Origin of the sequence: Roseateles puraquae (assembly GCF_002205845.1) — a bacterium.
GTDB classification, from domain to species: Bacteria; Pseudomonadota; Gammaproteobacteria; order Burkholderiales; family Burkholderiaceae_C; genus Pelomonas; species Pelomonas puraquae.
Map to the genome: position 1 here is coordinate 1,317,953 of NZ_NISI01000001.1, position 25,321 is coordinate 1,343,273.

General features: G+C 68.4%; 23 protein-coding genes and 1 tRNA gene. 13 read left to right on the plus strand and 11 right to left on the minus strand.

Going from position 1 to position 25,321, the window contains the following annotated elements:
- Nucleotides 1-34: 34 nt before the first annotated feature.
- The 3 genes from CDO81_RS05965 to CDO81_RS05975 form a co-directional block, all read right to left on the minus strand.
- Nucleotides 35-2,203, minus strand: a complete 2,169-nt coding sequence (locus tag CDO81_RS05965; protein WP_088482181.1) for a M3 family metallopeptidase — start codon at nucleotides 2,201-2,203, stop codon at nucleotides 35-37.
- Between the two features lie 104 nt (nucleotides 2,204-2,307).
- The gene (locus CDO81_RS05970) at nucleotides 2,308-2,916 is read right to left on the minus strand and encodes a lytic transglycosylase domain-containing protein (RefSeq protein WP_088482182.1); all 609 of its coding nucleotides are present in this window, start codon (nucleotides 2,914-2,916) and stop codon (nucleotides 2,308-2,310) included.
- Nucleotides 2,913-4,655 carry a proline--tRNA ligase gene (locus tag CDO81_RS05975; RefSeq protein ID WP_088482183.1) on the minus strand — a complete coding sequence of 581 codons (1,743 nt, stop codon included), beginning with the start codon at nucleotides 4,653-4,655 and terminating at the stop codon, nucleotides 2,913-2,915. Before CDO81_RS05975 ends, CDO81_RS05970 begins: the two co-directional genes overlap by 4 nt.
- 140 nt (nucleotides 4,656-4,795) lie before the next feature.
- Between CDO81_RS05975 and CDO81_RS05980 the strand changes: the two genes are divergently transcribed.
- Nucleotides 4,796-5,389, plus strand: coding sequence for an RNA pyrophosphohydrolase (locus tag CDO81_RS05980; RefSeq protein ID WP_088482184.1), 594 nt, complete (start codon nucleotides 4,796-4,798; stop codon nucleotides 5,387-5,389).
- Nucleotides 5,390-5,398: 9 nt separating this feature from the next.
- Here the strand turns inward: CDO81_RS05980 and proB are convergent, their stop codons facing one another.
- The 4 genes from proB to rplU all read right to left on the minus strand — a co-directional run bounded on the left by proB (nucleotide 5,399) and on the right by rplU (nucleotide 8,322).
- A complete protein-coding gene (gene proB / locus CDO81_RS05985) occupies nucleotides 5,399-6,514 on the minus strand; it encodes a glutamate 5-kinase (RefSeq protein ID WP_088482185.1) in 1,116 nt (371 codons plus the stop codon).
- Entirely contained in the window at nucleotides 6,511-7,575 is a 1,065-nt protein-coding gene (obgE, locus tag CDO81_RS05990; RefSeq protein WP_088482186.1) for a GTPase ObgE, read from the minus strand. The genes proB and obgE overlap by 4 nt, the downstream gene beginning before the upstream one ends.
- A 135-nt stretch (nucleotides 7,576-7,710) precedes the next feature.
- Nucleotides 7,711-7,974, minus strand: coding sequence for a 50S ribosomal protein L27 (gene rpmA, locus CDO81_RS05995; protein ID WP_088482187.1), 264 nt, complete (start codon nucleotides 7,972-7,974; stop codon nucleotides 7,711-7,713).
- A 36-nt stretch (nucleotides 7,975-8,010) separates the two neighbouring features.
- Nucleotides 8,011-8,322, minus strand: coding sequence for a 50S ribosomal protein L21 (gene rplU / locus CDO81_RS06000; RefSeq protein ID WP_088482188.1), 312 nt, complete (start codon nucleotides 8,320-8,322; stop codon nucleotides 8,011-8,013).
- A 287-nt stretch (nucleotides 8,323-8,609) separates the two neighbouring features.
- Here rplU and ispB point away from each other — a divergent pair, with 287 nt between their 5' ends.
- Both ispB and CDO81_RS06010 read left to right on the plus strand, forming a co-directional pair.
- Nucleotides 8,610-9,605, plus strand: a complete 996-nt coding sequence (gene ispB / locus CDO81_RS06005; RefSeq protein ID WP_088482189.1) for an octaprenyl diphosphate synthase — start codon at nucleotides 8,610-8,612, stop codon at nucleotides 9,603-9,605.
- Nucleotides 9,606-9,631: 26 nt separating this feature from the next.
- Nucleotides 9,632-9,708: transfer RNA gene (locus CDO81_RS06010), tRNA-Pro, on the plus strand.
- Nucleotides 9,709-9,814: 106 nt separating this feature from the next.
- On the opposite strand, the gene CDO81_RS06015 is transcribed toward CDO81_RS06010, so the two are convergent.
- Nucleotides 9,815-10,432: a helix-turn-helix transcriptional regulator gene (locus tag CDO81_RS06015; RefSeq protein ID WP_088482190.1), complete on the minus strand. Its 618-nt coding sequence runs from the start codon at nucleotides 10,430-10,432 to the stop codon at nucleotides 9,815-9,817.
- 170 nt (nucleotides 10,433-10,602) lie between these two features.
- Between CDO81_RS06015 and CDO81_RS06020 the strand changes: the two genes are divergently transcribed.
- The 10 genes from CDO81_RS06020 to CDO81_RS06065 all read left to right on the plus strand — a co-directional run bounded on the left by CDO81_RS06020 (nucleotide 10,603) and on the right by CDO81_RS06065 (nucleotide 19,542).
- The gene (locus CDO81_RS06020; RefSeq protein ID WP_088482191.1) at nucleotides 10,603-11,232 is read left to right on the plus strand and encodes a response regulator; all 630 of its coding nucleotides are present in this window, start codon (nucleotides 10,603-10,605) and stop codon (nucleotides 11,230-11,232) included.
- A gap of 367 nt (nucleotides 11,233-11,599) precedes the next feature.
- The gene (locus CDO81_RS06025; protein ID WP_206602078.1) at nucleotides 11,600-12,436 is read left to right on the plus strand and encodes an alpha/beta fold hydrolase; all 837 of its coding nucleotides are present in this window, start codon (nucleotides 11,600-11,602) and stop codon (nucleotides 12,434-12,436) included.
- A gap of 4 nt (nucleotides 12,437-12,440) precedes the next feature.
- The gene (locus CDO81_RS06030; protein WP_088482193.1) at nucleotides 12,441-13,877 is read left to right on the plus strand and encodes a catalase; all 1,437 of its coding nucleotides are present in this window, start codon (nucleotides 12,441-12,443) and stop codon (nucleotides 13,875-13,877) included.
- A gap of 37 nt (nucleotides 13,878-13,914) precedes the next feature.
- Nucleotides 13,915-14,571 carry a hydrolase gene (locus CDO81_RS06035; RefSeq protein ID WP_088482194.1) on the plus strand — a complete coding sequence of 219 codons (657 nt, stop codon included), beginning with the start codon at nucleotides 13,915-13,917 and terminating at the stop codon, nucleotides 14,569-14,571.
- A 27-nt stretch (nucleotides 14,572-14,598) separates the two neighbouring features.
- A complete protein-coding gene (locus CDO81_RS06040; RefSeq protein ID WP_088482195.1) occupies nucleotides 14,599-14,880 on the plus strand; it encodes a XapX domain-containing protein in 282 nt (93 codons plus the stop codon).
- Nucleotides 14,873-16,771, plus strand: coding sequence for an amidohydrolase (locus CDO81_RS06045; protein ID WP_088482196.1), 1,899 nt, complete (start codon nucleotides 14,873-14,875; stop codon nucleotides 16,769-16,771). Before CDO81_RS06040 ends, CDO81_RS06045 begins: the two co-directional genes overlap by 8 nt.
- Before the next feature lie 2 nt (nucleotides 16,772-16,773).
- The gene (locus CDO81_RS06050) at nucleotides 16,774-17,166 is read left to right on the plus strand and encodes a DoxX family protein (protein WP_088482197.1); all 393 of its coding nucleotides are present in this window, start codon (nucleotides 16,774-16,776) and stop codon (nucleotides 17,164-17,166) included.
- Entirely contained in the window at nucleotides 17,163-18,770 is a 1,608-nt protein-coding gene (locus CDO81_RS06055; RefSeq protein ID WP_088482198.1) for an MFS transporter, read from the plus strand. Before CDO81_RS06050 ends, CDO81_RS06055 begins: the two co-directional genes overlap by 4 nt.
- Complete coding sequence (locus CDO81_RS06060) at nucleotides 18,767-19,282, plus strand: Dps family protein (protein ID WP_088482199.1); 516 nt, start codon at nucleotides 18,767-18,769, stop codon at nucleotides 19,280-19,282. The genes CDO81_RS06055 and CDO81_RS06060 overlap by 4 nt, the downstream gene beginning before the upstream one ends.
- Before the next feature lie 11 nt (nucleotides 19,283-19,293).
- Nucleotides 19,294-19,542, plus strand: coding sequence for a DUF2789 family protein (locus CDO81_RS06065; RefSeq protein ID WP_088482200.1), 249 nt, complete (start codon nucleotides 19,294-19,296; stop codon nucleotides 19,540-19,542).
- Between the two features lie 11 nt (nucleotides 19,543-19,553).
- On the opposite strand, the gene CDO81_RS06070 is transcribed toward CDO81_RS06065, so the two are convergent.
- From CDO81_RS06070 to CDO81_RS27500, 3 genes are all read right to left on the minus strand, one after another.
- Nucleotides 19,554-20,474 carry an NmrA/HSCARG family protein gene (locus CDO81_RS06070; protein ID WP_206602067.1) on the minus strand — a complete coding sequence of 307 codons (921 nt, stop codon included), beginning with the start codon at nucleotides 20,472-20,474 and terminating at the stop codon, nucleotides 19,554-19,556.
- Nucleotides 20,475-20,632: 158 nt separating this feature from the next.
- Nucleotides 20,633-23,380 (minus strand): winged helix-turn-helix domain-containing protein, encoded by a 2,748-nt coding sequence (locus CDO81_RS29100; protein ID WP_158218169.1) that lies wholly within the window; start codon nucleotides 23,378-23,380, stop codon nucleotides 20,633-20,635.
- A 101-nt stretch (nucleotides 23,381-23,481) separates the two neighbouring features.
- The gene (locus CDO81_RS27500) at nucleotides 23,482-25,233 is read right to left on the minus strand and encodes an NHL repeat-containing protein (protein WP_144397142.1); all 1,752 of its coding nucleotides are present in this window, start codon (nucleotides 25,231-25,233) and stop codon (nucleotides 23,482-23,484) included.
- Between the last annotated feature and the right edge of the window lie 88 nt (nucleotides 25,234-25,321).

Here is a 25,321-nt window from a genome sequence, read left to right on the forward strand (position 1 = left end):
ACGCGCGCCAGGCTGGCGACCGGCGGCCTTGCCCTCAGGGCTTTTGCAGGACCAGCCCGCGCCGCTCGAGCAGCGGCTTGATGTCCGGCCCATGGCCGACGAGGTTGCGGAACAGCACCATCGCGTCCTCGCTGCCGCCCCGCGACAGCAGCTTGGGGCGCAGTTGGTCGCCGTTGGCGCGCTTGAGCCCCCCGTTGGCCTTGAGCCATTCCGCCGTGTCGGCGTCCAGCACCTCGCTCCAGATGTAGGCGTAGTAGCCGGCCGAGTAACCACCCATGATGTGGCTGAAATACGGCAGCTTGTAGCGCGGCGGCACCGGCCCGAAGTCGATGCCTGCTTCTTTCAGCACGCGCGCCTCGAACGCCGGCACGTCTGCCGCAACCGGCATGTCCGCCGCCTTCAGCTGGTGCAGGCGCTGGTCAACGATGGCGGCTGCCAGGTACGACACGGTCATGTAGCCCTGGTTGAAGCGCTTGGCACGCGCCACCTTGTCCAGCAGCTCACGCGGCATGGGCGCGCCGGTCTGGTAGTGGCGGGCATAGTTGGCCAGCACGCTCGGCCAGTCAGCCCAGACCTCGTTGACCTGCGACGGGTACTCCACGAAGTCACGCGGCACGCGGGTCAGGCCCGGGTAGCGGCTCTGGTTGAACATGCCGTGCAGGGCATGGCCGAACTCGTGGAACAGCGTGTTGACCTCGTCCCAGGTCATCAGCGTGGGCTCGCCGGGCGGCGGCTTGGGGATGTTCAAGTGGTTGGCCACCACCGGCTGCGTGCCTTCCAACGGGTTCTGGCCCACATAGGCGTTCATCCAGGCACCACCGCGCTTGCTGGGGCGCGCGTAAAGGTCGGCGATGAAGATAGCCAGCGGCTTGCCATTAGTGTCGAACACGTCGTAGACGCGCACGTCGTCGCGGTAGACCGGCAGGTCGGTGCGCCGCTTGAAGCTGATGCCATAGAGCTGGTTCGCTGCGAAGAACACGCCCTTTTCCAGAACGCTGGTGATCTCCAGGTAGGGCTTGAGCTGGCCCTCGTCAAAACCGTACTTGGCGGCGCGCAGTTTCTCGGCATAAAAGCTCCAGTCCCAGGCCTGCAGCGGGAAGCTGGGCTGGCCCTTGGCCGCCTGCTCGGCATCGATGAGCTTCTGCAGTTCGGCGGCTTCCTGCCGGGCCGACGCCACGGCAGCAGGCGCCAACTGGCCGAGCAATGCATTGACGGTGTCGGCCGACTTGGCCGTCTCCTCTTCCAGCACATAGGCCGCCGGCGTCGCGTAGCCCAGCAACGCCGCACGCTCGGCCCGCAGCGCCATGACGCGGGCCAGCGTCTCGCGCGTGTCGAACTCGTTGCCGCGCGCGCCGCGCGCCACCGAGGCGCGGTGCAGGCGCTCACGGATGGCACGGTTCTGCAGCTGGGTCTCAAAGGGCTGGATCGTGGTGTTGAGCAGCGCAATGACGTACTTGCCGTCCAGGCCGCGCTTCTTGGCGGCCTCGGCGGCCGCGGCGATCTGGGCCGGGCTCAGGCCGGCCAGTTCCTCGGCGGTGTCGACGACGATGGCGGAATCATTCACCTCGGCCAGCACCGCCCGGTTGAAGCGGGCACCGAGCGTGGCGAGCTCGCCATTGATGGCCTTCATCCGCGCCTTCTGCGCGTCGTCGAGCTGGGCACCGGCGCGCAGCATGTCGCTGCGATAGCGCTCGATCAGCCGGCGCGCCTCGGCGTTCGGGGCCGCCTTGTCACGCTCGGCGTAGAGCGCCTGCACGCGGGCGAACAATTTGGGGTTGAGCAGCACAGCATCCCGCTGCGCGGCCAACTTGGCAGCGTAGTCGGTCTGCAGCTGCTGGCGAGCCGGGTTGGCGTCGGCACCCAGCAGGCTGAACAGCAGCGTGGTCGTGCGGCGCAGCAGCCGGCCGCTGCGTTCCAGGGCCACGATGGTGTTGTCGAAGCTGGGCGCTGCCGGGTTGTCTGCGATCGCTTGCACCTCCGCGAGCTGCTCGGCCATGCCACGGTCCAACGCGGGTGCGAAGTGCTCGTCGCGCACCTGGTCGAAGGGCGGGTACTGCATCGGCAACGGGCTGGGCATGAACAGCGGGTTGTCCGCCGTGGCGGCCGCCGAAGCGCTGGCGGCGGCGGGTGCCTGGGCCCAGGCCACGCCACTGGCAAGCAACGTGGCGACGAGAAGAGGAGAGAGTCGGCGAGAGACGGGCATGGGTAGCGCCTGCGTGGGGCGTCGGTTGGACGAGGCCGCAAGGCTAGCGGCAGGCGCTGTCACTGCCGAAAGCCATCAGCCGCGGCGCGGGAAAATCCGGAGGCTCAGCGCTCTCCGGGCAACAGCCACTGCCGACGCGCGGCGAAGACGGCGTTGGGGTACTCAGCGCGCCCGCGGCTCCCGTTGTAGCGCCCCAGCGCGAGGAAGAGGTCACCCTTCTCGATGTCGAGGTAGTGGCGCAGGATGACGCAGCCAAAGCGCAGGTTGGTCTGCATGTGAAAGAGCCGCGACGCATCGCCGTCGCCGATGGCCTTGGTCCAGAAGGGCATGACCTGCATGTAGCCACGCGCCCCGGCCACGCTGATCGCGTACTTGCGAAAGCCGCTTTCGACCTGGATGAGCCCGAGCACCAGGCTCGGCTCCAGGCCCGCGCGCTTGGCCTCATACCAGACCGTCTCGAGAAACTCGATGCGGATCTGCGTTTCGGTCTTGCGCTTCTTGAGCCGCTCGCTCATCTCGCCGAGCCAGCGCAGATAGGCCATGCGCGCGTCGACCTGGCTGGCCTCGAACTTCGGCCGCGGCGGCGCGCTTTGCGCAATCGAGGCGCTGAGTGCGGAACGGATGGCGTCCGCCAGCGGCTCCTCCAGCTGGGCGCCGGCACGCGCCAGCAATGGCGCGCCCAGCAGAGCCAGCAGCAGAACCCGGCGCTTCAAAGCTTGAGCTTGGCCTTCAGGTGGCTCACGATGTCGCTGACAGCCACCTTGGTGGCGGCGTCATCACGCCGGCCCTGGTACTCGACCTGGCCTTCCTTCAGGCCACGGTCGCCCAGCACGACGCGGTGCGGCACGCCGATGAGTTCCCAGTCGGCAAACATCGCGCCCGGACGCTCGCCGCGGTCATCCAGCAGCACGTCCACGCCCAGCGCCTTGAGCTCGCCGTAGAGCTTCTCGGCGGCCTGCTTCACGTCTTCGCTGCGATCGGCGCCGATCGGGCAGATGACCACGGTGAAGGGGGCAATCGCGTCCGGCCAGATGATGCCGCGCGCATCATTGTTCTGCTCGATGGCCGCGCCCAGGATGCGGGTCACGCCGATGCCGTAGCAGCCCATCTCGAGCAGCTTGGGTTTGCCGTTCTCGTCCAGGAAGGTGGCGTTCATCGCGGCCGAGTACTTGGTGCCCAGGTAGAACACGTGGCCGACCTCGATGCCGCGCTGGATGGCCAGCACGCCCTTGCCGTCGGGCGAGGGGTCTCCTGCCACGACGTTGCGGATGTCGGCCACCACGTCGGGCTCGGGCAGGTCGCGGCCCCAGTTCACGCCCGTCAGGTGGAAATCCACTTCGTTGGCACCGCAGACGAAGTCGCTCATCAGCGCCACCGTGCGGTCTGCAACGACCTTCACGTCCTTCGCGCCGATCGGGCCGAGGTAGCCGGGCTTGCAGCCGAAACGCGACTCGATCTCGCCGACGGTGGCGAAGCGGAAGCCTGCCTTCATGCCTTCGATCTTGCCGGCCTTCACTTCATTGAGTTCATGGTCGCCGCGCACCAGCAGCAGCCAGACCTGGGTCTTGATGATGCTGCCGTGTTCGTCGAGTTCGTCGGTGGCCAGCACCAGCGACTTGACGGTCTGCGACAGCGGCAGGCCGAGCAGCGCGGCGACGTCCTCGCACGTGCTCTTGCCCGGCGTGGGCGTCTTGGCCAGCGCCTGGCCAGCTGCCGCGCGCGCGGGCAGCAGGGCCACGGCTTCAGCCAGCTCGATGTTGGCGGCGTAGTCGCTGGTGGGGCAGTAGACGATGGCGTCTTCGCCGGTCTCTGCGATCACCTGGAACTCATGCGAACGGTCACCGCCGATGGCGCCGGTGTCCGCCGCCACGGCGCGGTACTCCAGGCCGAAGCGGTCGAAGATCTTGCAGTAGGCCGCGTACATGTTTTCGTAGCTGCGCCCGGCAGCTTCCACATCGCGGTCGAAGGAATAGGCGTCCTTCATCGTGAACTCGCGGCCGCGCATCAGGCCAAAGCGGGGGCGGCGCTCGTCCCGGAACTTGGTCTGGATGTGATAGAAGTTCTTGGGCAGCTGGCGGTAGCTGCGCAGCTCCTGGCGGGCGATGTCGGTGATCACCTCTTCGCTCGTGGGCTGCACAACGAAGTCGCGGTTGTGTCGGTCCTTCACCCGCAGCAACTCGGGCCCCATCTTGTCGAAGCGGCCCGTCTCCTGCCACAGCTCGGCCGGCTGGATCACAGGCATCAGGCATTCGACGGCACCCGCTGCATCCATCTCCTCGCGGATGATTTTCTCGACCTTGCGGATGACGCGCAGGCCCATCGGCATGTAGTTGTAGATGCCGGCACCCAGCCGCTTGATCATGCCGGCGCGCATCATCAGCTTGTGGCTGGCCACCTCGGCGTCGGCGGGCGCTTCCTTGAGGGTGGAAATGAAGAACTGGGAGGCTTTCATGGGCGGACCGGCATACGAAGGCCGGGTGAAAACCCGGCCGAACTCTCAACAAAACGGGGTAAATCCTGGGGTTAGCGAGGGCGCTACCGCAACTGCGGCCCGATGCAATAATCGAACCAACTAGAGATTTGAGGTTGATTATGCTCGACCGTGAAGGCTTCCGCCCCAACGTCGGCATCATCCTGCTCAACCAGCGCAACGAGGTCTTCTGGGGCAAACGCATCCGGACGCACTCGTGGCAGTTCCCGCAAGGGGGCATCAAGCACGGTGAAACGCCTGAGCAGGCGATGTTCCGAGAGCTCCACGAAGAAGTGGGGCTCACGCCAGAGCATGTGCGCATCATCGCGAGAACTCGCGATTGGTTGCGCTATGAAGTGCCTGACCATTTCATCCGACGCGATGCTCGGGGGCATTACCGCGGCCAGAAGCAGATCTGGTTCCTGCTGCAGATGCTGGGCCGCGACTGCGACATGAACCTGCGCGCGACCGACCACCCCGAGTTCGACGCCTGGCGCTGGAACGAGTACTGGGTGCCGCTGGAGGCCGTGATCGAGTTCAAGCGCGGGGTCTACGAGATGGCGCTGACCGAGCTCGCCCGCTACCTGCCGCGCATCAATCACCACAACCGCTACCTGCGCGCCGGCATGCGCCCACCGCACCGCGAGCGCCACAGCGGGCCGATGCCCCTTGAGCCGGCCGCCGCACCGCCTGACGGCGACCCGCGGCCAGACTGAAGCCGCAGCTCAGCGCAGTACGAGGTTGTCTCGGTGGATGAGCTCCGGCTCGGCGGCGTAGCCCAGCACCGCCTCGAACTCTGACGAGGGTTTGCGCGCGATCAGGCGCGACTCGACGCTCGAATAGTTCGCCAGCCCCCGCGCCAGTTCGGTGCCGTCAGGCGCCAGCACGGCGATGACATCACCCCGGTGGAAGTCGCCCTGCACCTCCGTGACGCCGATGGGCAGCAGGCTCTTGCCCTCCGCACGCAGTTTGCCCACGGCGCCGGCATCCACTTTCACGGCGCCACGCATCTGCAGATGGTCGACCATCCACTGCTTGCGCGCCTGCAGCTTGGCCGTGGCCGCATGCAGGGCCGTGCCGATGGCCTCGCCGCGCGCCAGGCGCAGCAGCACATCGGGCTCGCGGCCCCAGGCGATGACGGTCCCGGCGCCACTGCCAGCAGCGCGCTTGGCCGCGAGGATCTTCGTGATCATGCCGCCGCGGCCGATGCTGGAGCCGGCGCCACCGGCCATCTGCTCCAGCTCCGGATCGCCTGCCTGGGCGTTGTCGATGAAGCGGGCGCTCGGGTCCTTGCGCGGGTCAGCCGAATACAGGCCGCGCTGGTCGGTCAGGATGACGAGGGCGTCGGCTTCCACCAGATTGGCGACCAACGCGCCCAGGGTGTCGTTGTCGCCGAACTTGATCTCGTCGTTGACGACGGTGTCGTTCTCGTTGATGACGGGCAGCACGCGGTGCGCCAACAACGTCAGCAGCGTCGAGCGTGCATTCAGGTAGCGCTCGCGGTCCGCCAGGTCGGCATGGGTCAGCAACACCTGGGCGCTGCGCATGCCATGCGCGCTGAGCTGGCTCTCGTACATCTGCGCCAGACCCATCTGCCCGACCGCCGCGGCCGCCTGCAGCTCATGCAGTTCCTTGGGACGGGTCGACCAGCCCAGGCGCTTCATGCCTTCGGCGATGGCGCCGCTGGACACCATGACCAGCTCACGCCCCTCGCCTGCCAATGCCGCCAGCTGGCGGCTCCAGTTCGCGATCGCCTCGGCATCCACGCCGCGGCCCTCGTTCGTGACGAGGCTGGAACCGACTTTGACAACGATGCGGCGCGCGCTGGACAGCAGACTCATTCGATGGGGTCAGGGGAATCGAAACGGACGTCGCGCTCTTCAATCACCCGCTGCTCGGCGGCGACGTGGTCGTAGATGGCGTGGATCAGGGGCTGGCAGCCCTCGCGGGTCAGCGCCGAGATCTCGAACACCGGGCCCTTCCACTTGTAGCGCTTGATGAAGTCCTTGACGCGGGCGGCACGCTCTTCTTCCGGGACCATGTCAAGCTTGTTGAGCACCAGCCAGCGCGGCTTGGCGTGAAGTTCGGCGTCGTACTTCTTGAGCTCGGCGACGATGGCCTTGGCTTCCTTGACCGGGTCGACCTCGGGGTCGAAGGGCGCGAGGTCGACGACATGCAGCAGCAACCGGGTGCGCTGCAGGTGACGCAGGAACTGGTGACCCAGGCCGGCCCCCTCGGCGGCGCCCTCGATCAAGCCGGGGATGTCGGCCACCACGAAGCTCTTCTCAGGGCCGACGCGCACCACGCCCAGATTGGGATGCAGGGTCGTGAACGGGTAGTCGGCAATCTTGGGCTTGGCGTTGGAGATCGCCGTGATCAGCGTCGACTTGCCCGCATTGGGCTGGCCCAGCAGGCCGACATCGGCCAGCACACGCAACTCCAGCCGCACCTTCTTGACCTCTCCCGGCCAGCCCGGCGTCTTCTGCCGCGGCGCACGGTTGGTGGAGGTCTTGAAGTGCAGGTTGCCGAAGCCGCCGTCACCGCCTTTGCAAAGCAGGATGCGCTGGCCAGGCTCGAGCAATTCGCCGATGACGGTTTCGGTTTCGAGGTCGGTGATGATGGTGCCGACCGGCATGCGCAGCACGATGTCGTCGGCGGCGGCGCCAAAGCAGTCGGAGCCCCGGCCAGCCTCGCCGTTGCGAGCTTCATGACGGCGCGCGTAGCGGTAGTCGATCAGCGTGTTGAGGTTGCGATCGGCCTCGGCCCAGACGCTGCCGCCCTTGCCGCCGTCGCCGCCATCGGGCCCGCCGAACGGAATGAACTTTTCGCGGCGAAAGCTCGCGCAGCCGGCGCCACCGTTACCGGCGGCGACATCGATGGTGGCTTCGTCAACGAATTTCATGGCGGGCTGCCATCGTAATGGCTGGGGATGCGTCCCGCGCACCGTCGTGTGGCGCGCCAGACTTCAGAAATGACAAAGCCCCGGCGGGCCGGGGCTCAGGGAAACGGGCGACCGAATCGCCCGTGATGGCTGCAATTAAGCGGCCAGCGGCGTGACGACGACCGTCGCGCGGTTGCTTGCACCCTTGGTGGTGAAGCTGACGTGGCCATCGACCAGCGCGAACAGCGTGTGGTCCTTGCCGATACCGACGTTCACACCGGGGTGGAACTTGGTGCCGCGCTGGCGAACGATGATCGAACCTGCGGAGATCAGTTGACCGCCGTAAGCCTTGACGCCCAGCATCTTGGGCTTGGAGTCGCGGCCGTTCCGTGTAGAACCGCCGCCCTTTTTCTGTGCCATGAATAGCTCCTAGAAATTAGCGAAAGAAGGGAGGGATCAGCCGTTGACCGCGCTGATTTCCAGCTCGGTGTAGTTCTGGCGATGGCCTTGGCTCTTCTTGTAGTGCTTGCGACGGCGCAACTTGAAGATGCGAACCTTGTCGTGCTTGCCGTGGCTGACGACCTTGGCGCTGACGGTAGCGCCAGCAACCAGGGGGGCGCCGACCTTCAGGCCGTCGCCGCTGCCCAGGGCCAGGACTTGGTCCAGGGTGACTTCAGCGCCAACTTCCGCGTCGAGCAGCTCGACCTTGATCTTTTCGCCAGCAGCAACCTTGTACTGCTTGCCGCCGGTTTTGATGACCGCGTACATGAAACTTCCTTTCGCACCTTGCGGTGCCTTCACCTGGCTCCAACCGCGCTGAACAAGCCAGCGCGCCGGTACCGGGCCTTTTTGTGGGTTTTCGTTGGGTTCTCGATGCTGCCAAGCCCACCCTGACGCAAAGCCAGGGCACGGTTCAGCCGCAAAGAGCCCGCGAGTATACCCTGACGCTTGCCAAACCAGCAAGACGCGGAGACTGTGGGCGATCTGACCGTCGCTCGTCAGGCCCGGGCAAACGCCGTTTCTATAATGAACAGATCTTTGCTTGAGAGTCCAGAGTGAGCGTCGAGACTGCCTCGCCCCCATCACAAGTTGCCGAGGTGCTGGCCCTGCTGGCCACCGAAATGGCCCAGGTCGATGCCGTCATCGCCCAGCGGCTGAGCTCCGACGTTGCGCTGATCGACCAGATCGCTCACTACATCGTCCACGCGGGCGGCAAGCGCATGCGGCCCAAGCTCGTGCTGCTGTTTGCCAACGCCCTGGGGTTTGACCAAGCCGCCCGCTTCGAGCTGGCGGCGGTGGTGGAGTTCATCCACACCGCCACGCTGCTGCATGACGACGTTGTCGACGAATCATCACTGCGCCGCGGCAAGCCCACGGCCAACGCCCTGTTCGGCAATGCAGCCAGCGTGTTGGTGGGCGACTTCCTGTACTCCCGCGCGTTCCAGATGATGGTCTCGGTCGACCGCATGCGCGTGCTGGAGGTGCTGGCTGAGGCCACCAATGTCATCGCCGAAGGCGAGGTCCTGCAGTTGATGAACATGCACGACCCCGACATCACGGTCGAGAGCTATCTCCGCGTGATCCGCTTCAAGACCGCCAAGCTCTTCGAGGCCAGCGCACGCTTGGGCGCCGTGCTGGCGAATGCCCCAGCACACGTGGAAGAGGCCTGCGCCGCCTACGGTCGCGCGCTGGGCACCGCATTCCAGCTGATCGACGACGTGCTCGACTACGAAGGCGATGCCCACGAACTCGGCAAGAACATCGGCGACGACCTTCGCGAGGGCAAGACGACGCTGCCATTGCTCATCGCCATGGAACGCGGCACGCCCGAACAACGCGCGCTGCTTCGGCACGCCATTGAGGAAGGCGAACTCGAGAAGCTGCAGGAGATCGTCACCATCGTGCGCGCGACAGGCGCCTTGGAATCAACCCGCGAGGCGGCTCGTGCCGAGGCGCGGCACGCGGCTGACGCATTAAAGTTGCTGCCTCAGAACAAGTGGACAGAATCTCTGCTAGAATTCGCAATTCAGTCGGTTGAGCGACATTCCTGAAGCGGAAGAGAAGCCAACACAGACATCGGGGTGTAGCTTAGCCTGGTAGAGCGCTACGTTCGGGACGTAGAGGCCGGAGGTTCGAATCCTCTCACCCCGACCAACTATTTCACCCGGGGACCAGCCCGGGAATGCAAGGGCCCTCAGACGAGGGCCCTTTGCTTTTGCTGCTCCCGGCCAAGCGAGTTGCCGGCAGTCGCGGCCGCAGTTCAGCCCACCGTGCGGCGCAAGGTGCTGGTGACGATGTCCGTTCGGTTGCGCGCCCCTGTCTTGGCCAGCAGCGACTGCACATGCGTCTTCACGGTCGACAGCGCCAGCCCCAGCTGCTGCGCAATGGTCTTGTTGTCCAGTCCATTGCACAGCAAGTCCAACACCTGGGCTTCCCGCGGCGTGAACGCGACCTGCACCACGTCCTGAGCGAGCGCTGCCGCTGACAGCGGGCATAGATGCCGCGCGCCCTGCATCACGGCACTGACGGCGCCATCCAGGTGATGCAGGTCCCCTTCCGCATGCACGCAGCCCTGCACGCCCGCGTCCAACAATTGCCGGACTTCACGGCCACACAGACCGGTGTCCACCACGAGCACCGGCACGGTGCCCCAAGCGACGCGACCGCCACAGACGCCCAGCCGCCGGTCGGTCACCACCAGCGCCGGCAGCTCTTCACCAGGGCTTGGCTGCGTTCCCCCTGCCACGCGCTGAACCGCGCCATGGCGGGCCAGCACCGCGGCCAATCCCTCGCCCATCAACGCATGACCGTGGGCGAGCCACAGCACCGGCCCGGCAGACGAGGACGCGGTGAACGACGGCAACGCATGAAACTGCATGCCCTCATGCTGACCATCCAACCGGGCGAAGGAAACCCCAGAACGGGTACTCCGATGCGCTGGCCACCCCCTAGCTTCGCAAAACGCAGGCGGCGCGACGTCCCCAAGATCGTTACATTCTTGGGCCTTCCGGCTGGCCGTATCGCCAGCGTCTTCTCAACCCGCCTTGAATGTCTCCTTCCCCGTCCATCCGGCTGCTCATGGCCGACGATCACCCGCTGATGCGTGAAGGCATCGCGGCGGTGCTCGCGCGCCAGCCCGACATGACCGTCGCGGGCGAAGCTGCCAATGGCGTCGAGGCCGTGGCGCTGCACGAACAACTACGCCCGGATGTGACCCTGATGGACCTGCAGATGCCGCGCATGGACGGTCTGCAGGCCATCACCCAGATCCGGCAGCGCAGTCCGCAGGCCCGCATCCTGGTGCTGACGACTTACCAAGGCGATTTCCAGGCGTGGCGGGCGCTCAAGTCCGGTGCCTGTGGTTATCTCGTCAAGACCGCCATTCGCACCACGTTGGTGGATGCCATCCGCACGGCGCACGGGGGCGGTCGCTGGGTGCCGGCCGACGTCGCCGTCGACCTGGCACGCCACGCGGGCGACGAGATGCTGACCGACCGCGAGATCGAAGTCCTGCGCCACATCGCCCAGGGCCACTCCAACAAGGAAGTGGGCGCCCTGTTGTCGGTTGCCGAGGAGACGATCAAGGCTCGGATGAAGTCCATCCTGCTCAAGCTCAATGCGCGCGACCGGACCCATGCGGTGACCATTGCCGTCCAGCGCGGGCTGATCCAGCTCTAGCACTCCGCGGCCACCGGGCCGACACCACACCACTGCATCCAGGCCTGCCGCGCAAGGCCAGGCATGCGCCTGCGCGCCTTCATGACGGTGCCGTCACAGGGCCTCCTCCCAAAGGAGGAGACGCAAGCCACCCCATCGGGGCTGAGACGAACAACACCTCGTTCCTAGCATCCTGACTCAACGCAACCCACGTCAGGAGCCCGATATGCACCCCGACTCGACTGATCCCTCCGATCGCCAGCGCCGCCAAGTGCTGGCCCTGGGCGCCGGCCTCGGCACCGCGCTCGCTCTTCCCCTGGCCGCCACGCTGGTCACGCCCAGCGCAGCGCAGGCTGCCCCTTCCTCCCCCCAACCGCAAGGCATGACCATGAGCACCATCACCACCAAGGACGGCACCACGATCTTCTACAAGGACTGGGGCCCCAAGAACGCCCAGCCCATCGTCTTCCACCATGGCTGGCCGCTGTCCAGCGACGACTGGGATGCCCAGCTGCTGTACTTCGTGCAGCGAGGCTTCCGCGTCGTCGCGCACGACCGCCGTGGCCACGGCCGCTCGGCCCAGGTCAGCGAAGGCCATGACATGGACCACTACGCCGCCGACGCCTTCGCAGTCGTCGAGCACCTGAACCTGCGCAACGCCGTGCACATCGGCCACTCCACGGGTGGTGGTGAGGTTGCGCGTTATGTTGCCAAGCACGGCCAGCCGTCCGGCCGCGTCGCCAAGGCCGTGCTCGTGGCCGCCGTGCCGCCCATCATGGCCAAGACCGCCGCCTACCCCGACCACCTGCCCATCGAAGTGTTCGACGGTTTCCGCAAGGGCGTGGCCGACAACCGCGCACAGATGTTCATGGACGTGCCGGCCGGCCCGTTCTACGGCTTCAACCGCCCCGGTGTGAAGCCGCTGCCGGGTGTCATCAACAACTGGTGGCGCCAGGGCATGATGGGCAGCGCCAAGGCCCACTACGAAGGCATCAAGGCCTTCTCCGAGACCGATCAGACCGAGGACCTCAAGGCCATCACCGTGCCCACGCTCGTGATGCACGGCGACGACGACCAGATCGTGCCGATCGCCAACTCGGCGCTCAAGGCCGTGAAGCTGCTCAAGAACGGCACGCTCAAGGTCTACAAGGGCTACTCGCACGGCATGCTGACCGTCAACGCTGACGTGCTCAACGCCGACCTGCTGGCCTTCATCAAGGGGTAAAGCCATGGCCCAGCAGCGCCTGACCCACGCCAACGGCGCGCCGGTGGCGGACAACCTCAACATCCAGACCGCCGGGCCGCGCGGGCCGGCGCTGCTGCAGGACATCTGGCTGCTCGAAAAGCTCGCCCACTTCGACCGCGAGGTCATCCCCGAGCGGCGCATGCACGCCAAGGGCTCGGGGGCCTACGGCACCTTCACGGTCACGCAGGACATCACCCGCTACACGCAGGCGGATGTGTTCTCCGAGGTCGGCAAGCAGACCGAAGTGTTCCTGCGCTTCTCCACGGTGGCTGGTGAGCGAGGCGCGGCCGATGCCGAGCGCGACATCCGCGGCTTCGCGGTCAAGTTCTACACGCAGGAGGGCAACTGGGACCTGGTGGGCAACAACACGCCGGTGTTCTTCATGCGCGACCCGCTGCGCTTCCCCGACCTGAACCACGCCGTCAAGCGCGACCCCTGCACCAACCTGCGCAACGCGCAGAGCAACTGGGACTTCTGGACCCTGATGCCCGAGGCGCTGCACCAGGTCACCATCCTGATGAGCGACCGCGGCCTGCCCGATGGCTACCGCTATATGCACGGCTTCGGCAGCCACACCTTCAGCTTCATCAACGTCGAGGGTGAGCGGCACTGGGTCAAGTTCCACTTCCGCAGCCAGCAGGGTGTGCGCTGGCTGAGCGACGCGCAGGCCGAGGCGCTGATCGGCCGCGACCGCGAGAGCGCCCAGCGCGACCTTTTCGACGCCATCGCCCGCGGAGACTTCCCGCGTTGGACGCTGTGCGTGCAGCTGATGACCGAGGCCCAGGCCGAGGCCTGCCCCTTCAACCCCTTCGACCTCACCAAGGTCTGGCCGCATGCGGAGTACCCGCTGCACGAGGTGGGCGTGCTGGAGCTCAACCGCAACCCTCAGAACTACTTCGCGGAGGTGGAGCAGGCGGGCTTCTCGCCGGCGCACGTCGTCCCGGGCATCGGCTTCTCGCCGGACAAGATGCTGCAGGCGCGGCTCTTCAGCTACGGTGATGCGCTGCGCTACCGCCTGGGCGTGAACTTCAACCAGATCCCGGTGAACGCGCCGCGCTGCCCGGTGCACAGCTTCCACCGCGATGGCGCGATGCGCGTGGACGGCAACCACGGCGCCACCCCCGGCTACGTGCCCAACAGCCTGGGCCTGTGGCCCGACCGCCAGCACCCGGCGGAACCGCCGCTGCCACTGGAAGGCACGGCCACGCACTGGGACCACCGCGCGGACGACGACTGCTACAGCCAGGCCGCCGCCCTCTTCCGCTTGCTGCGCGCCGACGAGCGCCAGCGCCTGTTCGACAACACCGCCCGGGCGATGCAGGGCGTGAGTCGCGAGGTGCGCGAGCGCCATGTCGAGAACTGCTGCAAGGCCGACCCCGCCTACGGCGCCGGTGTCGCCGTCGCCCTCGGCCTCATCTGATTTCCCTCACCACTCCACCCGCCACAAGGACACTCCCATGAGCACTCCCACCGCCAAGGCCGCCCCCGGCGCCAAGCTGCTGAACCCGACCGACCACGTGCTGGTCATGATCGACTTCCAGTCGCAGATGGCCTTCGCCACGCACTCCATCCCAATCATCGAACTGCGCAACAACGCCTCGCTCGTGGCCCAGGCCGCGGCGGGCTTCAAGGTGCCGACCATCCTGACGACGGTGGCCGAGAAGAGCTTCTCCGGCCCGATGTTCGACGAGGTCACTGCGCCCTTCAACGGCCAGAAGATGCTGGACCGCACCTCCATGAACACCTGGGAGGACGTGGCCGTCATCCAGGAAATCAACCGCATCGCCAAGAAGCGCATCGTGCTGTCCGGCCTGTGGACGAGCGTGTGCATCGTCGGCCCGGCCCTCTCGGCGCTGGACCAGGGCTTCGAGGTCTACGTCATCACCGACGCCTGCGGCGACGTCTCCGCCGAGGCGCATGAGCGCGCCGTCACCCGCATGGTGCAGGCCGGTGCACAGCCCATCACCTCGCTGCAGTACCTGCTGGAGCTGCAACGCGACTGGGCACGCGGCGAGACCTACGACCTCACCACCGGCATCGCCAAGAAGGTGGGCGGGGGCTACGGCATCGGCGTGACCTACGCCAAGACGATGTTTGGCGCCCACGAAGGCTGACCGCGCTTGCGCTGAAGGACACCGACGATGAAGCCCTACCTCCTCTCCGCCGCGGTCGGCCTGCTCGTCGGCGTCATCTATGCGCTGTTCAACGTGCGATCGCCGGCGCCGCCGGTGATCGCCCTCGTCGGCCTGCTGGGCATCCTGGCCGGGGAGCAGATCCCGCCGCTGGTCAAGCGCTGGCTGGCGCCGCAGGCCACCGAGACCTCCTGGCTGCACCACCAGGTCAAGCCCCACATGTTCGGCGAGCTGCCGCGCTGCGCCGACACAGTCGCCCCTCGCCCCGATCCGGAGAGCCGCCATGGCTGACGCCGCCCACCCCGACCTCATCCTGTTCAACGGCCGCTTCACGACGCTGAACCGCGCCCAGCCCGAAGCCACGGCTGTCGCCATCCGCGACGGCCGCTTCGCCGCCGTCGGCGCCCATGAAGACGTGCTTGCGCTGGCCGGCCCTGCCACGCGCCGCGTGGACCTGCAGGGCCGCCGCGCCCTGCCCGGCCTCATCGACAACCACCTGCACCTGATTCGCGGCGGCCTGAACTACAACCTCGAACTGCGCTGGGACGGAGTGAAGAGCCTCGCCGATGCGATGGCCATGCTCAAGGCCCAGGTGGACGTCACCCCGGCGCCGCAATGGGTGCGGGTGGTGGGCGGCTTCACGGAGCACCAGTTTGCCGAGAAGCGCCTGCCCACACTGGCCGAGCTGAACGCCGTGGCGCCCGACACGCCGGTGTTCATCCTGCATCTCTACGACCGCGCCCTGCTCAACGGCGCCGCGCTGCGTGCCGTGGGCTACACCAAGGACACGCCCGCCCCGCCGGGCAGCGAGATCGTGCGCGACACCGCTGGCAACCCGACCGGGCTGCTGCTGGCCAAGCCCAATGCCGCCATCCTCTACGCCACGCTGGCGCGCGGCCCCAAGCTGCCGCCCGACTACCAGCTCAACAGCACGCGCCACTTCATGCGCGAGCTCAACCGCCTGGGCGTCACCGGCGCGCTGGACGCCGGCGGCGGCTTCCAGAACTACCCCGAGGACTACGCCATCGTCCAGCAGCTCGCCGACGCCGGCCAGCTCACGGTGCGCCTGGCCTACAACCTCTTCACGCAGAAGGCCAAGCAGGAGAAGGACGACTTCCTGCGCTGGACCAGCAGCGTCAAATACAAACAGGGCGACGACTACTTCCGCCACAACGGCGCGGGCGAGATGCTGGTGTTCTCGGCTGCCGACTTCGAGGACTTCCGCGAGCCTCGCCCCGAGATGGCCGCCGCGATGGAGCCCGAGCTGGAGGAAGTCGTGCGCATCCTGGCCCAGAACAAGTGGCCCTGGCGCATGCACGCCACCTACGATGAGACCATCAGCCGGGCGCTCGACGTGTTCGAGACAGTGCACCGCGACACCCCCATCGACGGCCTGCACTGGTTCTTCGACCACGCCGAGACCATCTCCGAACGCTCCATGGACCGCATCGCGGCATTAGGCGGCGGGGTGGCCGTGCAGCATCGCATGGCCTACCAGGGCGAGTACTTCGTCGAGCGCTACGGCGCCCGCGCGGCCGAGGCCACACCGCCGGTCGCCAAGATGCTGGAAAAGGGCGTGCGCACCTCGGCTGGCACCGATGCCACCCGCGTCGCGTCTTACAACCCTTGGGTGTCGCTCGCCTGGCTCATCACCGGCAAGACCGTGGGCGGCCTGCAGATCACGCCCCAGCGCAACTGCCTGAGCCGCGAGGCCGCCCTGCGCATGTGGACGGAGAACGTCACCTGGTTCAGCAACGAAGAGGGCAAGAAGGGCCGCATCGAGGTGGGGCAGTACGCCGACCTCGTGGTGCCTGACCGCGACTTCTTCGCCTGCCCCGAGTCCGACATCGCCGACACGACCGCGCTGCTGACGATGGTGGGGGGCCGCATCGTCTGGGGCGCCGGCCCGTTCGCGCCGCTGGACGAAGCCCCACCGCCGCCTGCCATGCCGGACTGGTCGCCCGTGCGCCGCTGGGGCGGCTATGGCGCCTGGGGTGCTTATCGCGAGAGCAGCGAGGCGCGTCCACCGCTGGATGCCGCCGCCCTGGCTGCCGCCTGTGCCTGCGCCAGCGCCTGCCAGGTACACGGCCACGCCCATGCGCAGGCCTGGGGCGCCAACGCACCGGTCAGTGACCACGCCGGCTTCTGGGGCGCGTTCGGCTGCGCCTGCTGGGCGGTGTGACGATGGCCCTGCGTCGCCTGCTGCACGGCCTGGCCTTGCTGGCCCTGTGCGCCGCCTACCTCGAAGGCGGCATCACCAAGCTGATGGACTTCGGCGGCGCGTTGGCCGAGATGCAGCACTTCGGGCTGGCGCCGGCCGCGCCGCTGGCCGTGGCGGTCATCGCGCTGGAACTGGGCGGTTCGGCCCTGGTGCTCAGCGGCCACCTCCGCTGGCTCGGCGCACTGGCGCTGGGCGCCTTCACGGTCGCGGCCAGCTTCATCGCGAATGACTTCTGGGCGATGAGCGGCCCGGACCGCATCTCTGCCATGCACGCCTTCTTCGAGCATCTGGGCCTGGCCGGTGGCTTTGCGTTGGTGGCCTGGCATGACCGGCTCGAACCGGCGCCCGCCATATGACTGCCACGAGTGACGACAGCGCCTTCGCCCCGCTGCGCGAGCGGGTGTTTGCGGTGCTGTGGCTGGCCACCGTGCTGGGCAACGTGGGCAGTTTCATGCGTGACGTGGCCAGCGCTTGGTTGGCCACCGAGCTCAGCACCAGCCCCACGGCGGTTGCGGCCGTGCAGGCCGCCGCCGCGCTGCCGGTCTTCCTGTTCGCCATCCCGGCTGGCGTGCTGGCTGACATCCTCGACCGCCGCCGGCTGCTGATCGCGGTGCAGCTGCTGCTGGCCGGCGTCAGCGCCACGCTGATGCTGCTGGCGCACACCCAGCGGCTGGACATGACCTCGCTGCTGATGCTGACCTTCCTCGGCGGCACCGGCGCCGCGCTGATGGCGCCCACCTGGCAGTCCATCGTGCCGGCGCTGGTGCCGAAGGCACAGCTTCGGTCTGCCGTGGCCCTGAACTCACTGGGCATCAATCTCTCCCGTGCCGTGGGCCCCGCAGCCGGCGGCCTGTTGCTGGCCGCCTTTGGCGCCGCCTTCACCTACGGTGTGGACCTGTTGACCTACGGGCTCGTCATCGCCGCGCTGCTGTGGTGGCGCCCACCCGCGGCGGCCGCCGACCCGCTGGCCGAGGTGTTCGGCGGGGCCCTGCGCACCGGCATGCGGCATGCGCTGGCCAATGCCAGCCTTCAACGCGTGCTGCTGCGCGCCGCCCTGTTCTTTGCACTCGCAAGCGCGCCCTGGGCCCTGCTGCCGTTGGTGGGCAAGCAGTTGCTGGGCAGCGGCGCGGCCTTCTACGGCGTCATGCTGGGCGCGGTGGGCGTCGGCGCGATTGCCGGCGCGCTGCTGCTGCCGCGGCTGCGCCCCCATCTCGGGCCCGAGGGGCTGATGACAGGGGCTGCACTGGCCTGCGCGGCCGTGCTGCTCGTGCTGGCCAGTACGCCCGCGGCTGCCGTGGCGCTGGCCGTGTTGCTCGTGCTGGGCATGGCCTGGATCGTGGCCCTCACCACGCTGGGCGCCATCACTCAGGCGGTGTTGCCCAACTGGGTCCGCGGCCGCGGTCTGGCGGTCTATCTCACGGTATTCAATGGTGCGCTGGCCGGCGGCAGCCTGGCCTGGGGTGCCACGGCCCAGCGCCTGGGCCTGGTGGCAGCGCTCGTGGTGGCTTCTGCCTTGCTGGCGCTGGGCGCCCTGATGACCCGCCGCTGGCCGCTGCCGGCTGGCGAGGACGTGCTCGATCCCGCCCATGCCTGGCCGGAGCCGACGCTGGCCGCGCCGGTGGCCGTAGAACGTGGGCCGGTGCTGGTGCTGGTGACCTACCACATCGACCCGACGGACCGCCGTGCCGCCCGCACCCTGCTGCAACAACTCGCCGAGCACCGCCGGGGCGACGGCGCCAGCGGCTGGGGCGTGACCGAGGACACGGCCGACCCCACCTTGCTGGTGGAGTGGTTCACCCTGCCCTCCTGGCAGGAACACCTGCGCCAGCACCACCGCACCAGCCACGCCGCGGCGGGCCTGCAGGCCCGCCTGCGCGAGTTGCACCGCGCCCCCGAACCACCGGCAGTGCGCCACCTGCTGACCCTCCATCCCCACGACCTCCACGAAGGACCGCCATGAAAGACGTCGCTACCGCCCGCCGCCACCGCCGTGCCCCCCTGGCCACGCCAGGGTCGCTCGGCGCCGAAGCCCGCCACGAACTCGGGGCCGCCCTGAACCAGTTGCTGGCCGACGTGTGGGCGCTGTACCTCAAGACCAAGAACTTCCACTGGCATATGTGGGGGCCGTCCTTCCCAAGCTATCACGCGCTGCTGGATGACCAGTCCACCCAGCTCTTCGCAATGACCGACGCGATTGCAGAACGGGTGCGCAAGCTCGGCGGCAACACGCTGCGCTCGATCGGCCACATCGCACGGCTGCAACGCTTGGCGGACAACGATGCCGACCTGGTGCAGCCCAGCGGCATGCTCGCCGAACTCTGCGAGGACAACCGCCGCCTGGCCGACTGGTTGCGCGCAGTGCACAACCTCTGCGACGGCCACGGCGACGTGGCCACCGCCAGCCTGGTGGAGAACTGGCTGGAGGAGGCTGAACAGCGCGTGTGGTTCCTGTTCGAGTCTGGCCGGCACTGAAGGACGAGACCATGCAACCTGGCCATCACCGCCTGCAAGAGCTTTTCGAACAGCTCGGGCTTCCGTCCGCGCCGGAGGCCATTGATGCCTTCATCACTCGGCACCGGCCGACATCGCTGGGCTGCGCTCTGCCCGATGCGCCCGTCTGGACACCCGCACAGGCCAGCTTTCTGCGTGAAGCCATCGCCGCCGATGCCGACTGGGCGCTGCCGGCCGAGTGGCTGGGCCAGGCGCTGTGCCAGCCACTGCCCGAGGGCTGAAGCGCAGGCACCTAGCCTGCCAGTTGGCGCAGCACCTCAACCCGCGACTGGGCCCACTGTGCAAAGCCCTGCAACCCAGGGTGCAGCGCGCAAGCCACCTCGGGCGCACGCACGGCGCAGTAGGCCGCCTCCTCGCGCTGCTGCCAGGCAAACATGCGGGACAGCTCGGCTGCGCCCGGGAAGGGCTGCCGGCCGAAGTCCTCCACGCTGACGGCGCGGTAGTGCACGGGTTCACCCAGCACCTGGGTCAGCACCTGGGCCATCTGAGCGCCGGTCAACTGCTCGGCAGCCAGGCCGACACGCTCGCCCACCGCGCGTTCGCCCTGCACGAACAGCGCGGCGATGCAATGCCCGATGTCCTCGGCGGCGATCCCGCACAGCCGGGACTCCCCCAGCGGCAGCGACCATTGCAGCGCACCGCGCGCGTCACGCAGCGGATGCAGCCCGAGGTGGATGAAGTTGTCCCAGTAGAACGACGGCAGCACGTAAGTGGTGGGCAAGCCCTGGAAGCAGGCATCGGCCTGCCCCTTGGCATCCATCGGCGGCACGCGCCAGGGCCCGCCGTCGGGCCGCGTGTCTTCCTGCGTGGACCAGATCACATGTCTCACCGACGCCCGGGTGGCGGCCGCGGCGATCAGCGTCGCCTGGCGCAGTTCACGCTCCGGGCTGAAGTGAGCCCAGAAATCGGTGATCGCGAAGAGGCCGTCGATGCCGGCGAGGGCGGCATCCAGCGTGCCCGGGCGGTCGAGATCGGCGTGCATGACATCGGCCCCCGCCTGCGCCAGCGCTCGGGCCGCACGGGCGGTGGGCTGCCGGGTCAGGGCTCGCACCCGAAAGCGCTGCCAGGGGTCCCGCAACAGCGCACGCACCAGGCCGCCGCCTTGGGCGCCGGTGGCGCCGATGACGGCGATGACCGGACGGGTCCGGGACACGAGCCGGGTCATGAGGTGGCAGCCCCGGGGAGCAGAAGGAGAGCGTTGACGAGGGACATGCGGACTCCGGCAGTGGCGGTCAGGATGACCGTCATGGTCCGCGTCGAAGGCCTTGCGCGCATCGCTCCTTGGAGCCATGCCCGCTTGTGCAGGACGGCTCAGCGCCGGTGCCAGCAGGCGGCGGCCTGGGTGCGGCTGTCCACCGCAAGCTTGGTCAGGATGTTGGCCACGTGGCGCTTGACGGTGTGCAAGCTCAGGTCGAGCGCCCGGGCGATGAGCTTGTTGCTCTGCCCCTCGGCCAGCAGCGCCAGCACTTCGCGCTCCCGTTCGGTGAGGCTCGCCAGCAGGCCCGACACGTCGCCCGCGTCGTCGGCGCTGGCCGCTGCCGCTGCTTCAGCCGGCACCGGTCTGCGGCCCGGCAGCCCTGACCATGGCGCGATGCGCGCGAGAAGCCCGGCGATGCCCGGCCGGTCGAGCCAGTGATCAGGCGTCAGGGCGAGCAGGGGCTCGCGCATGGCGGGCGGCGCGAGCAGCCATGCGCCCACGGTGTCGGTGCGCAGGCAGTCCTGCCACACGGCCTCGAGCAGGCCCAGGGCTGCGGATTGCCGGTCCTGCCGCCAATGCAGCCAGGCCAGGTCGAGCCGAGGGTCACCGGTCTGGGAGCTCACGCGGCACTGTGCATAGCCCTGGACTGCCGCCTGCAGCAGGTGTTCGGCTTCTGCCCATTGCTCGCGCAGCAGGGCCAGGCGTCCCAGCATGGCCAGCCGTCCGCCTTCGACGAAGGGCCATTCCGATGCGCTGCGCGGCAGCCGCATGGCGGGCTCCAGCCGCCCCAGACCGTCAGCGTCCCCCGCGCACCACAACAGCCGCGCCGCGCGGAACTGGATGGGCCGCTTCCAGCTGGCCTCCAGGCCGTCGAGTGGGGGCTGGAGCACCGCGTCGACCGCACGCTCGATGCGCTGCCTCGCCTTGACCAGATCGCCCTCCAGCAGGCCTTGCATCTCGCGGCTCTCGAACGCGTCGAGCCAGGTGGCCGGCAGATGATGCAGTTGGTCGCGCACGCGGATCTGCTGTTCCAGGCGCGCGGTGAAGGCTGCACGGTCGCCGTGCCAGAACTCCGGCCAGGCGGTGCTCGCCTGCATCAACACCTGCCAGTGCACCGGCCCGCGCGCCGCAGCGCGAGCGCAGGCCTCGCGCAGTCGCCGCCACAAGTCCTGCGTGCCCGGGATGTCGTAGAAGAAGTCGTTGTAGAGATCGTTGATGGCGGGCACGAGCAAGTCGGGCCGATGCCGGGCCACCGCGTCCTCCACGCCTTCGACCAGCGTCTGCAACGCGGGCAGGAACTCCCGGGTGCTCGCCCGCGCCCCGGCCTCCCAGCAGCGCACGCCGGCCAGCGCCAACTGCGAGCGTTCATCGGCGGGCAGGCCCTCGCATTCGGCCAGCAGCCGGGCCGACACATCCAGCGCGCCCAGCGAGTTGTGCGCGCGCGCCCGCAGCACGAGCACCGCATGCAGCCGGCACCGGTCGTCATGCGTGCCACGGGCGCGGTAGCCCTCCTGGGCGCGCTGCAGATGCACGTCGGCCTGCGCGTACTGGTAGCTGGCCCAGGCGCAGTGCCCGAGGAGCTCCTGCAGCTCGGGGTGATCGACCAGGGCCGGCTCAGGGAGCTGACCGAGCCAGCGCTGCACCGTTTGGTGGGCGCCCTCGGCCAACAGCCCGGGCGCCGCCTGGAGGATGCGCGCGATCGCGCCCTCCCAGTGCTGTGCGGCCAGCAGATGCGGGACGGCGCGCGCCGTCGCGGGCTCAACGGCCGCCGCGCGGGCGTGCAGCGCCTGGGCAAGGCCCGGCTCGCGTCGCTCGAGCTCACGCTGCAGGAAGTCGCGGAACAGGTCATGGAAGCGCAGCACCGGCACGGCCTCATCCAGCGCGCTCAGGAAGAGCTGGCGGCGGTACAGGCTCTCCAGCACCTGGCCGGCATCGACACGCGCCGTGACGGCTTCGCACAGCGCCGGGTTCAGCTCCGGCAGCACCGAACACTGCAGCACGAAGTCTTGCAGGCCGACCGGCAGCTCGCCCAGCACTTCCTGGGCGAAATAGTCGAACAAATGACGGTGCGCTGCCGGTCCGATCAGCGTCGGCACCCCAGCCTGGTCGCGCGCATGCCCCAACAGCAACTGCAGCCCGGCGGGCCAACCATGCGTTCGTGCCAGCGCCGCCTGGAGCTGTTCGTCCGACACACGTGCCAGGCCGCGAAGCTCACGCAGCGCAGCCGCGGCTGCCGCATCGAACTGCAAATCCTCGAAGCCCAGTTCAACCAGTTCTCCTGCCGCGCGCCAACGCGGCAGCGACAGAGCTGGCGCCACCCGGCTGCCGACGAGAAGACAGGCTTCGGGCGGCAGTCGGTCGACAAAGGCGTCCAGCAGCGCCATCGCGCCGCTGTCGGTGACGTGGTGCAGGTCGTCCAGGACCAGGGCCACGCTTCGGCCCTGCCGCCCTGCCAACGCATTGAGCAGGGGGCCCAGCGCCGCGCGTGCCTGTGGGCCGGCATCCTGCAGCTGCGCCAGCCAAGCGGCCGGCGGCAGCGACCATGGCAGACCCAAGGGCGCGAGCGCGGCGCAGACGGCAGCGAACAGGCGGTTGGCGTCGTTGTCTTCCGAGTCGAGCGCCACCCACACCACATCCACCGGCTGCCAACGCGCCAAGGCCTCGGTCAGCTGCACCAGCAGCGTCGTCTTGCCAAAGCCAGCAGGCGCCTGCACCAGCACCAGGCGGGCCTCCCGCGCCGGCAGCACCGCGCGTTCGATCACCGCCTCGCGCAGCACCGTGTCGCGCCGGAGCCGAGGCACGCGGAACTTGGTCAGCGGGACGGCAGCGACAGGTTCGGCGGCAGTGGCGGACGTGTGCATGCGCGGTCTCCGGGAGGGCGGGCGAACGGTGGCCATCCGGGGGGCGACCTGCCCCCCATGGACGGGCGCGATTCTAGGAAGCACAGCGCCCACCTGCACCCTCAAAGCCAGTGGCGCATCAGCACCACATCCAGGTCGCTGTTGCCGCTGGCTTCACCGGCCTGCAGCACACGCACGGTGGGCACGCGGTCGTCTGGTTGCAGGGCCAGGGCACGTCCGGCATCGGTGCGCGTGCCGGCGGCGACCGGCGTGATGCGCACGCCGCCCGGGCCGAAGCTGGCGTCGCGGCTGCCATCCGCGTTCAAGCGCAGCAGGGCCGTGTCGGCGCTGGAGCTGTTGCCCGTGTAGACCCAGCCCCCCAGCAACAGCTTGCCATCGGCCTGCTGGACCAGCGCCGTCGCCTCGTCCCAGTTGGTGGTGCTCAAGGCATAGACACCCCGGCCCGCGGTGCCGAAGCTGGCGTCGAGCGCGCCGTTCACACTCAGGCGCACGGCGGCGAAGTCATGATCGCGCTGGCCAGCAACAACGAGCTGATTGCTGGCCGTGACCACCACGCCGCGGGCCGCGCCGATGATGGAGCCGAACACGTTCTTGACCACGCCGGCCGTGCCGAAGGCGGGGTCGAGCGTGCCGTCGTTGCGGTAGGCCGCGACGATGAAGTCGCCCTCGCCTCCCACGGCGACGATGCGCGTGGCCGCACCGATGGTCTGCAAAGCCAGGCCGTAGATGGCTTCACTGGCCCCCTGGGCGCCGATGGCGGTGAGCACCTTGCCGCCATTACCGAAGCTGGCATCGAGCGACCCGTCCGCGTTGTAGCGGGCCAGTGCGAAGTCATTGCCGTTGGCGCCCTGGGTGCTGGTGCCGCCGACGACGATCTTACCGTCGGGCTGGATCAGCACGGCATAGGCCCGGTCGGCGCTGTTGCCGAAGGCCGTGGTCACCCGGCCCGCGTTGCCGAAGGTGGTGTCAAGGCTGCCATCGGGGTTGTAGCGGGCCAGGGCGAAGTCAAAGCCCGTGGCGCCTTGGTCGCTGGTGCCGACAACGACGATCTTGCCGTCCGGCTGCACTGCAACAGACTGGGCCTCGTCGCTGGCGCCACCGTTGTTGAACGCAGTGGACACGCGGCCGCCCGTGCCCAAGGTCGGGTCCAGACCACCGTCGCGCAGGTGGCGCACCAGCATGAAGTCGGTCCCGGTGGTCGTGCCGCCGAACACGGCATGGCCGACGACGAGCGCCTTGCCATCCGCCTGCACGGCCAGCCCGCGCACATAGTCATCGGTGATGCCGCCCTGCACGACGAGCGTGCCGCCGCCGAAGCTGGTGTCGATCTCGCCGATGGCGCCGCGCACGGTCAAGGTCAGCGGCTTGGTGGTGGCCGAAGCCCCGGTGGCGCTGGCTTTCACGGTCACCGACGTCGGCAGGGAGTGCGGCGCATCGGCTGCGGCCTGCACCGTGAGCGTGCCGGTGCTGCTGCCGGCGGGCACGCTGAGTGCCGCCACGGTGGCGCCCGCCGGCAGCCCTTCGGCGACGAGGTTGATGGCTTCGTTGAAGCCCGCGTCACGCTGCACGTTGACCTGAACGGTCGCCTGCTGGCCTTGCCAGACGACGACGCGGGCGGTGTCGAGCGTGAACGCAAAACCCGGCGCCGGGGTGGGGTTCGGGTTCGGGTTCGGGTTGGGATTGGGAGTCGGATTGGGCACCGGCAGGGGCGTGGGGTTGCCACCGGCATCGGCGGAGGTGCTGCCGCCACCGCCACAGCCGGTCAGGGTGACCGTGAGGGCGGCAGCCAGGGCGAGCGAGGCAACGGAGAAGGCGCGGCGGGACCGGCCGCAACGGAAGTTGGACGAGTTCATGGTGTTCAAGGGTGTGGGGTGGGACAGGCGTTCGATCCGGCCGGGATGCGACAGGCCACACGTTAGGGACGACCCTGAGCTGGGGCAT

Bases quoted from the DNA above. Each gene is read 5' to 3' on its own strand.
- rpmA (WP_088482187.1), bottom strand. From the start codon at position 7,974: ATGGCACAGAAAAAGGGCGGCGGTTCTACACGGAACGGCCGCGACTCC.
- CDO81_RS06030 (WP_088482193.1), top strand. From the start codon at position 12,441: ATGGCCCAGCAGCGCCTGACCCACGCCAACGGCGCGCCGGTGGCGGAC.
- CDO81_RS06015 (WP_088482190.1), bottom strand. From the start codon at position 10,432: ATGCAGTTTCATGCGTTGCCGTCGTTCACCGCGTCCTCGTCTGCCGGG.
- CDO81_RS06025 (WP_206602078.1), top strand. From the start codon at position 11,600: ATGAGCACCATCACCACCAAGGACGGCACCACGATCTTCTACAAGGAC.
- CDO81_RS06040 (WP_088482195.1), top strand. From the start codon at position 14,599: ATGAAGCCCTACCTCCTCTCCGCCGCGGTCGGCCTGCTCGTCGGCGTC.
- CDO81_RS06065 (WP_088482200.1), top strand. From the start codon at position 19,294: ATGCAACCTGGCCATCACCGCCTGCAAGAGCTTTTCGAACAGCTCGGG.
- CDO81_RS06060 (WP_088482199.1), top strand. From the start codon at position 18,767: ATGAAAGACGTCGCTACCGCCCGCCGCCACCGCCGTGCCCCCCTGGCC.
- rplU (WP_088482188.1), bottom strand. From the start codon at position 8,322: ATGTACGCGGTCATCAAAACCGGCGGCAAGCAGTACAAGGTTGCTGCT.
- CDO81_RS06020 (WP_088482191.1), top strand. From the start codon at position 10,603: ATGTCTCCTTCCCCGTCCATCCGGCTGCTCATGGCCGACGATCACCCG.
- CDO81_RS06045 (WP_088482196.1), top strand. From the start codon at position 14,873: ATGGCTGACGCCGCCCACCCCGACCTCATCCTGTTCAACGGCCGCTTC.
- CDO81_RS05965 (WP_088482181.1), bottom strand. From the start codon at position 2,203: ATGCCCGTCTCTCGCCGACTCTCTCCTCTTCTCGTCGCCACGTTGCTT.
- CDO81_RS06050 (WP_088482197.1), top strand. From the start codon at position 16,774: ATGGCCCTGCGTCGCCTGCTGCACGGCCTGGCCTTGCTGGCCCTGTGC.
- obgE (WP_088482186.1), bottom strand. From the start codon at position 7,575: ATGAAATTCGTTGACGAAGCCACCATCGATGTCGCCGCCGGTAACGGT.
- CDO81_RS06055 (WP_088482198.1), top strand. From the start codon at position 17,163: ATGACTGCCACGAGTGACGACAGCGCCTTCGCCCCGCTGCGCGAGCGG.
- CDO81_RS05980 (WP_088482184.1), top strand. From the start codon at position 4,796: ATGCTCGACCGTGAAGGCTTCCGCCCCAACGTCGGCATCATCCTGCTC.
- CDO81_RS29100 (WP_158218169.1), bottom strand. From the start codon at position 23,380: ATGCACACGTCCGCCACTGCCGCCGAACCTGTCGCTGCCGTCCCGCTG.
- CDO81_RS05975 (WP_088482183.1), bottom strand. From the start codon at position 4,655: ATGAAAGCCTCCCAGTTCTTCATTTCCACCCTCAAGGAAGCGCCCGCC.
- CDO81_RS27500 (WP_144397142.1), bottom strand. From the start codon at position 25,233: ATGAACTCGTCCAACTTCCGTTGCGGCCGGTCCCGCCGCGCCTTCTCC.
- CDO81_RS06035 (WP_088482194.1), top strand. From the start codon at position 13,915: ATGAGCACTCCCACCGCCAAGGCCGCCCCCGGCGCCAAGCTGCTGAAC.
- proB (WP_088482185.1), bottom strand. From the start codon at position 6,514: ATGAGTCTGCTGTCCAGCGCGCGCCGCATCGTTGTCAAAGTCGGTTCC.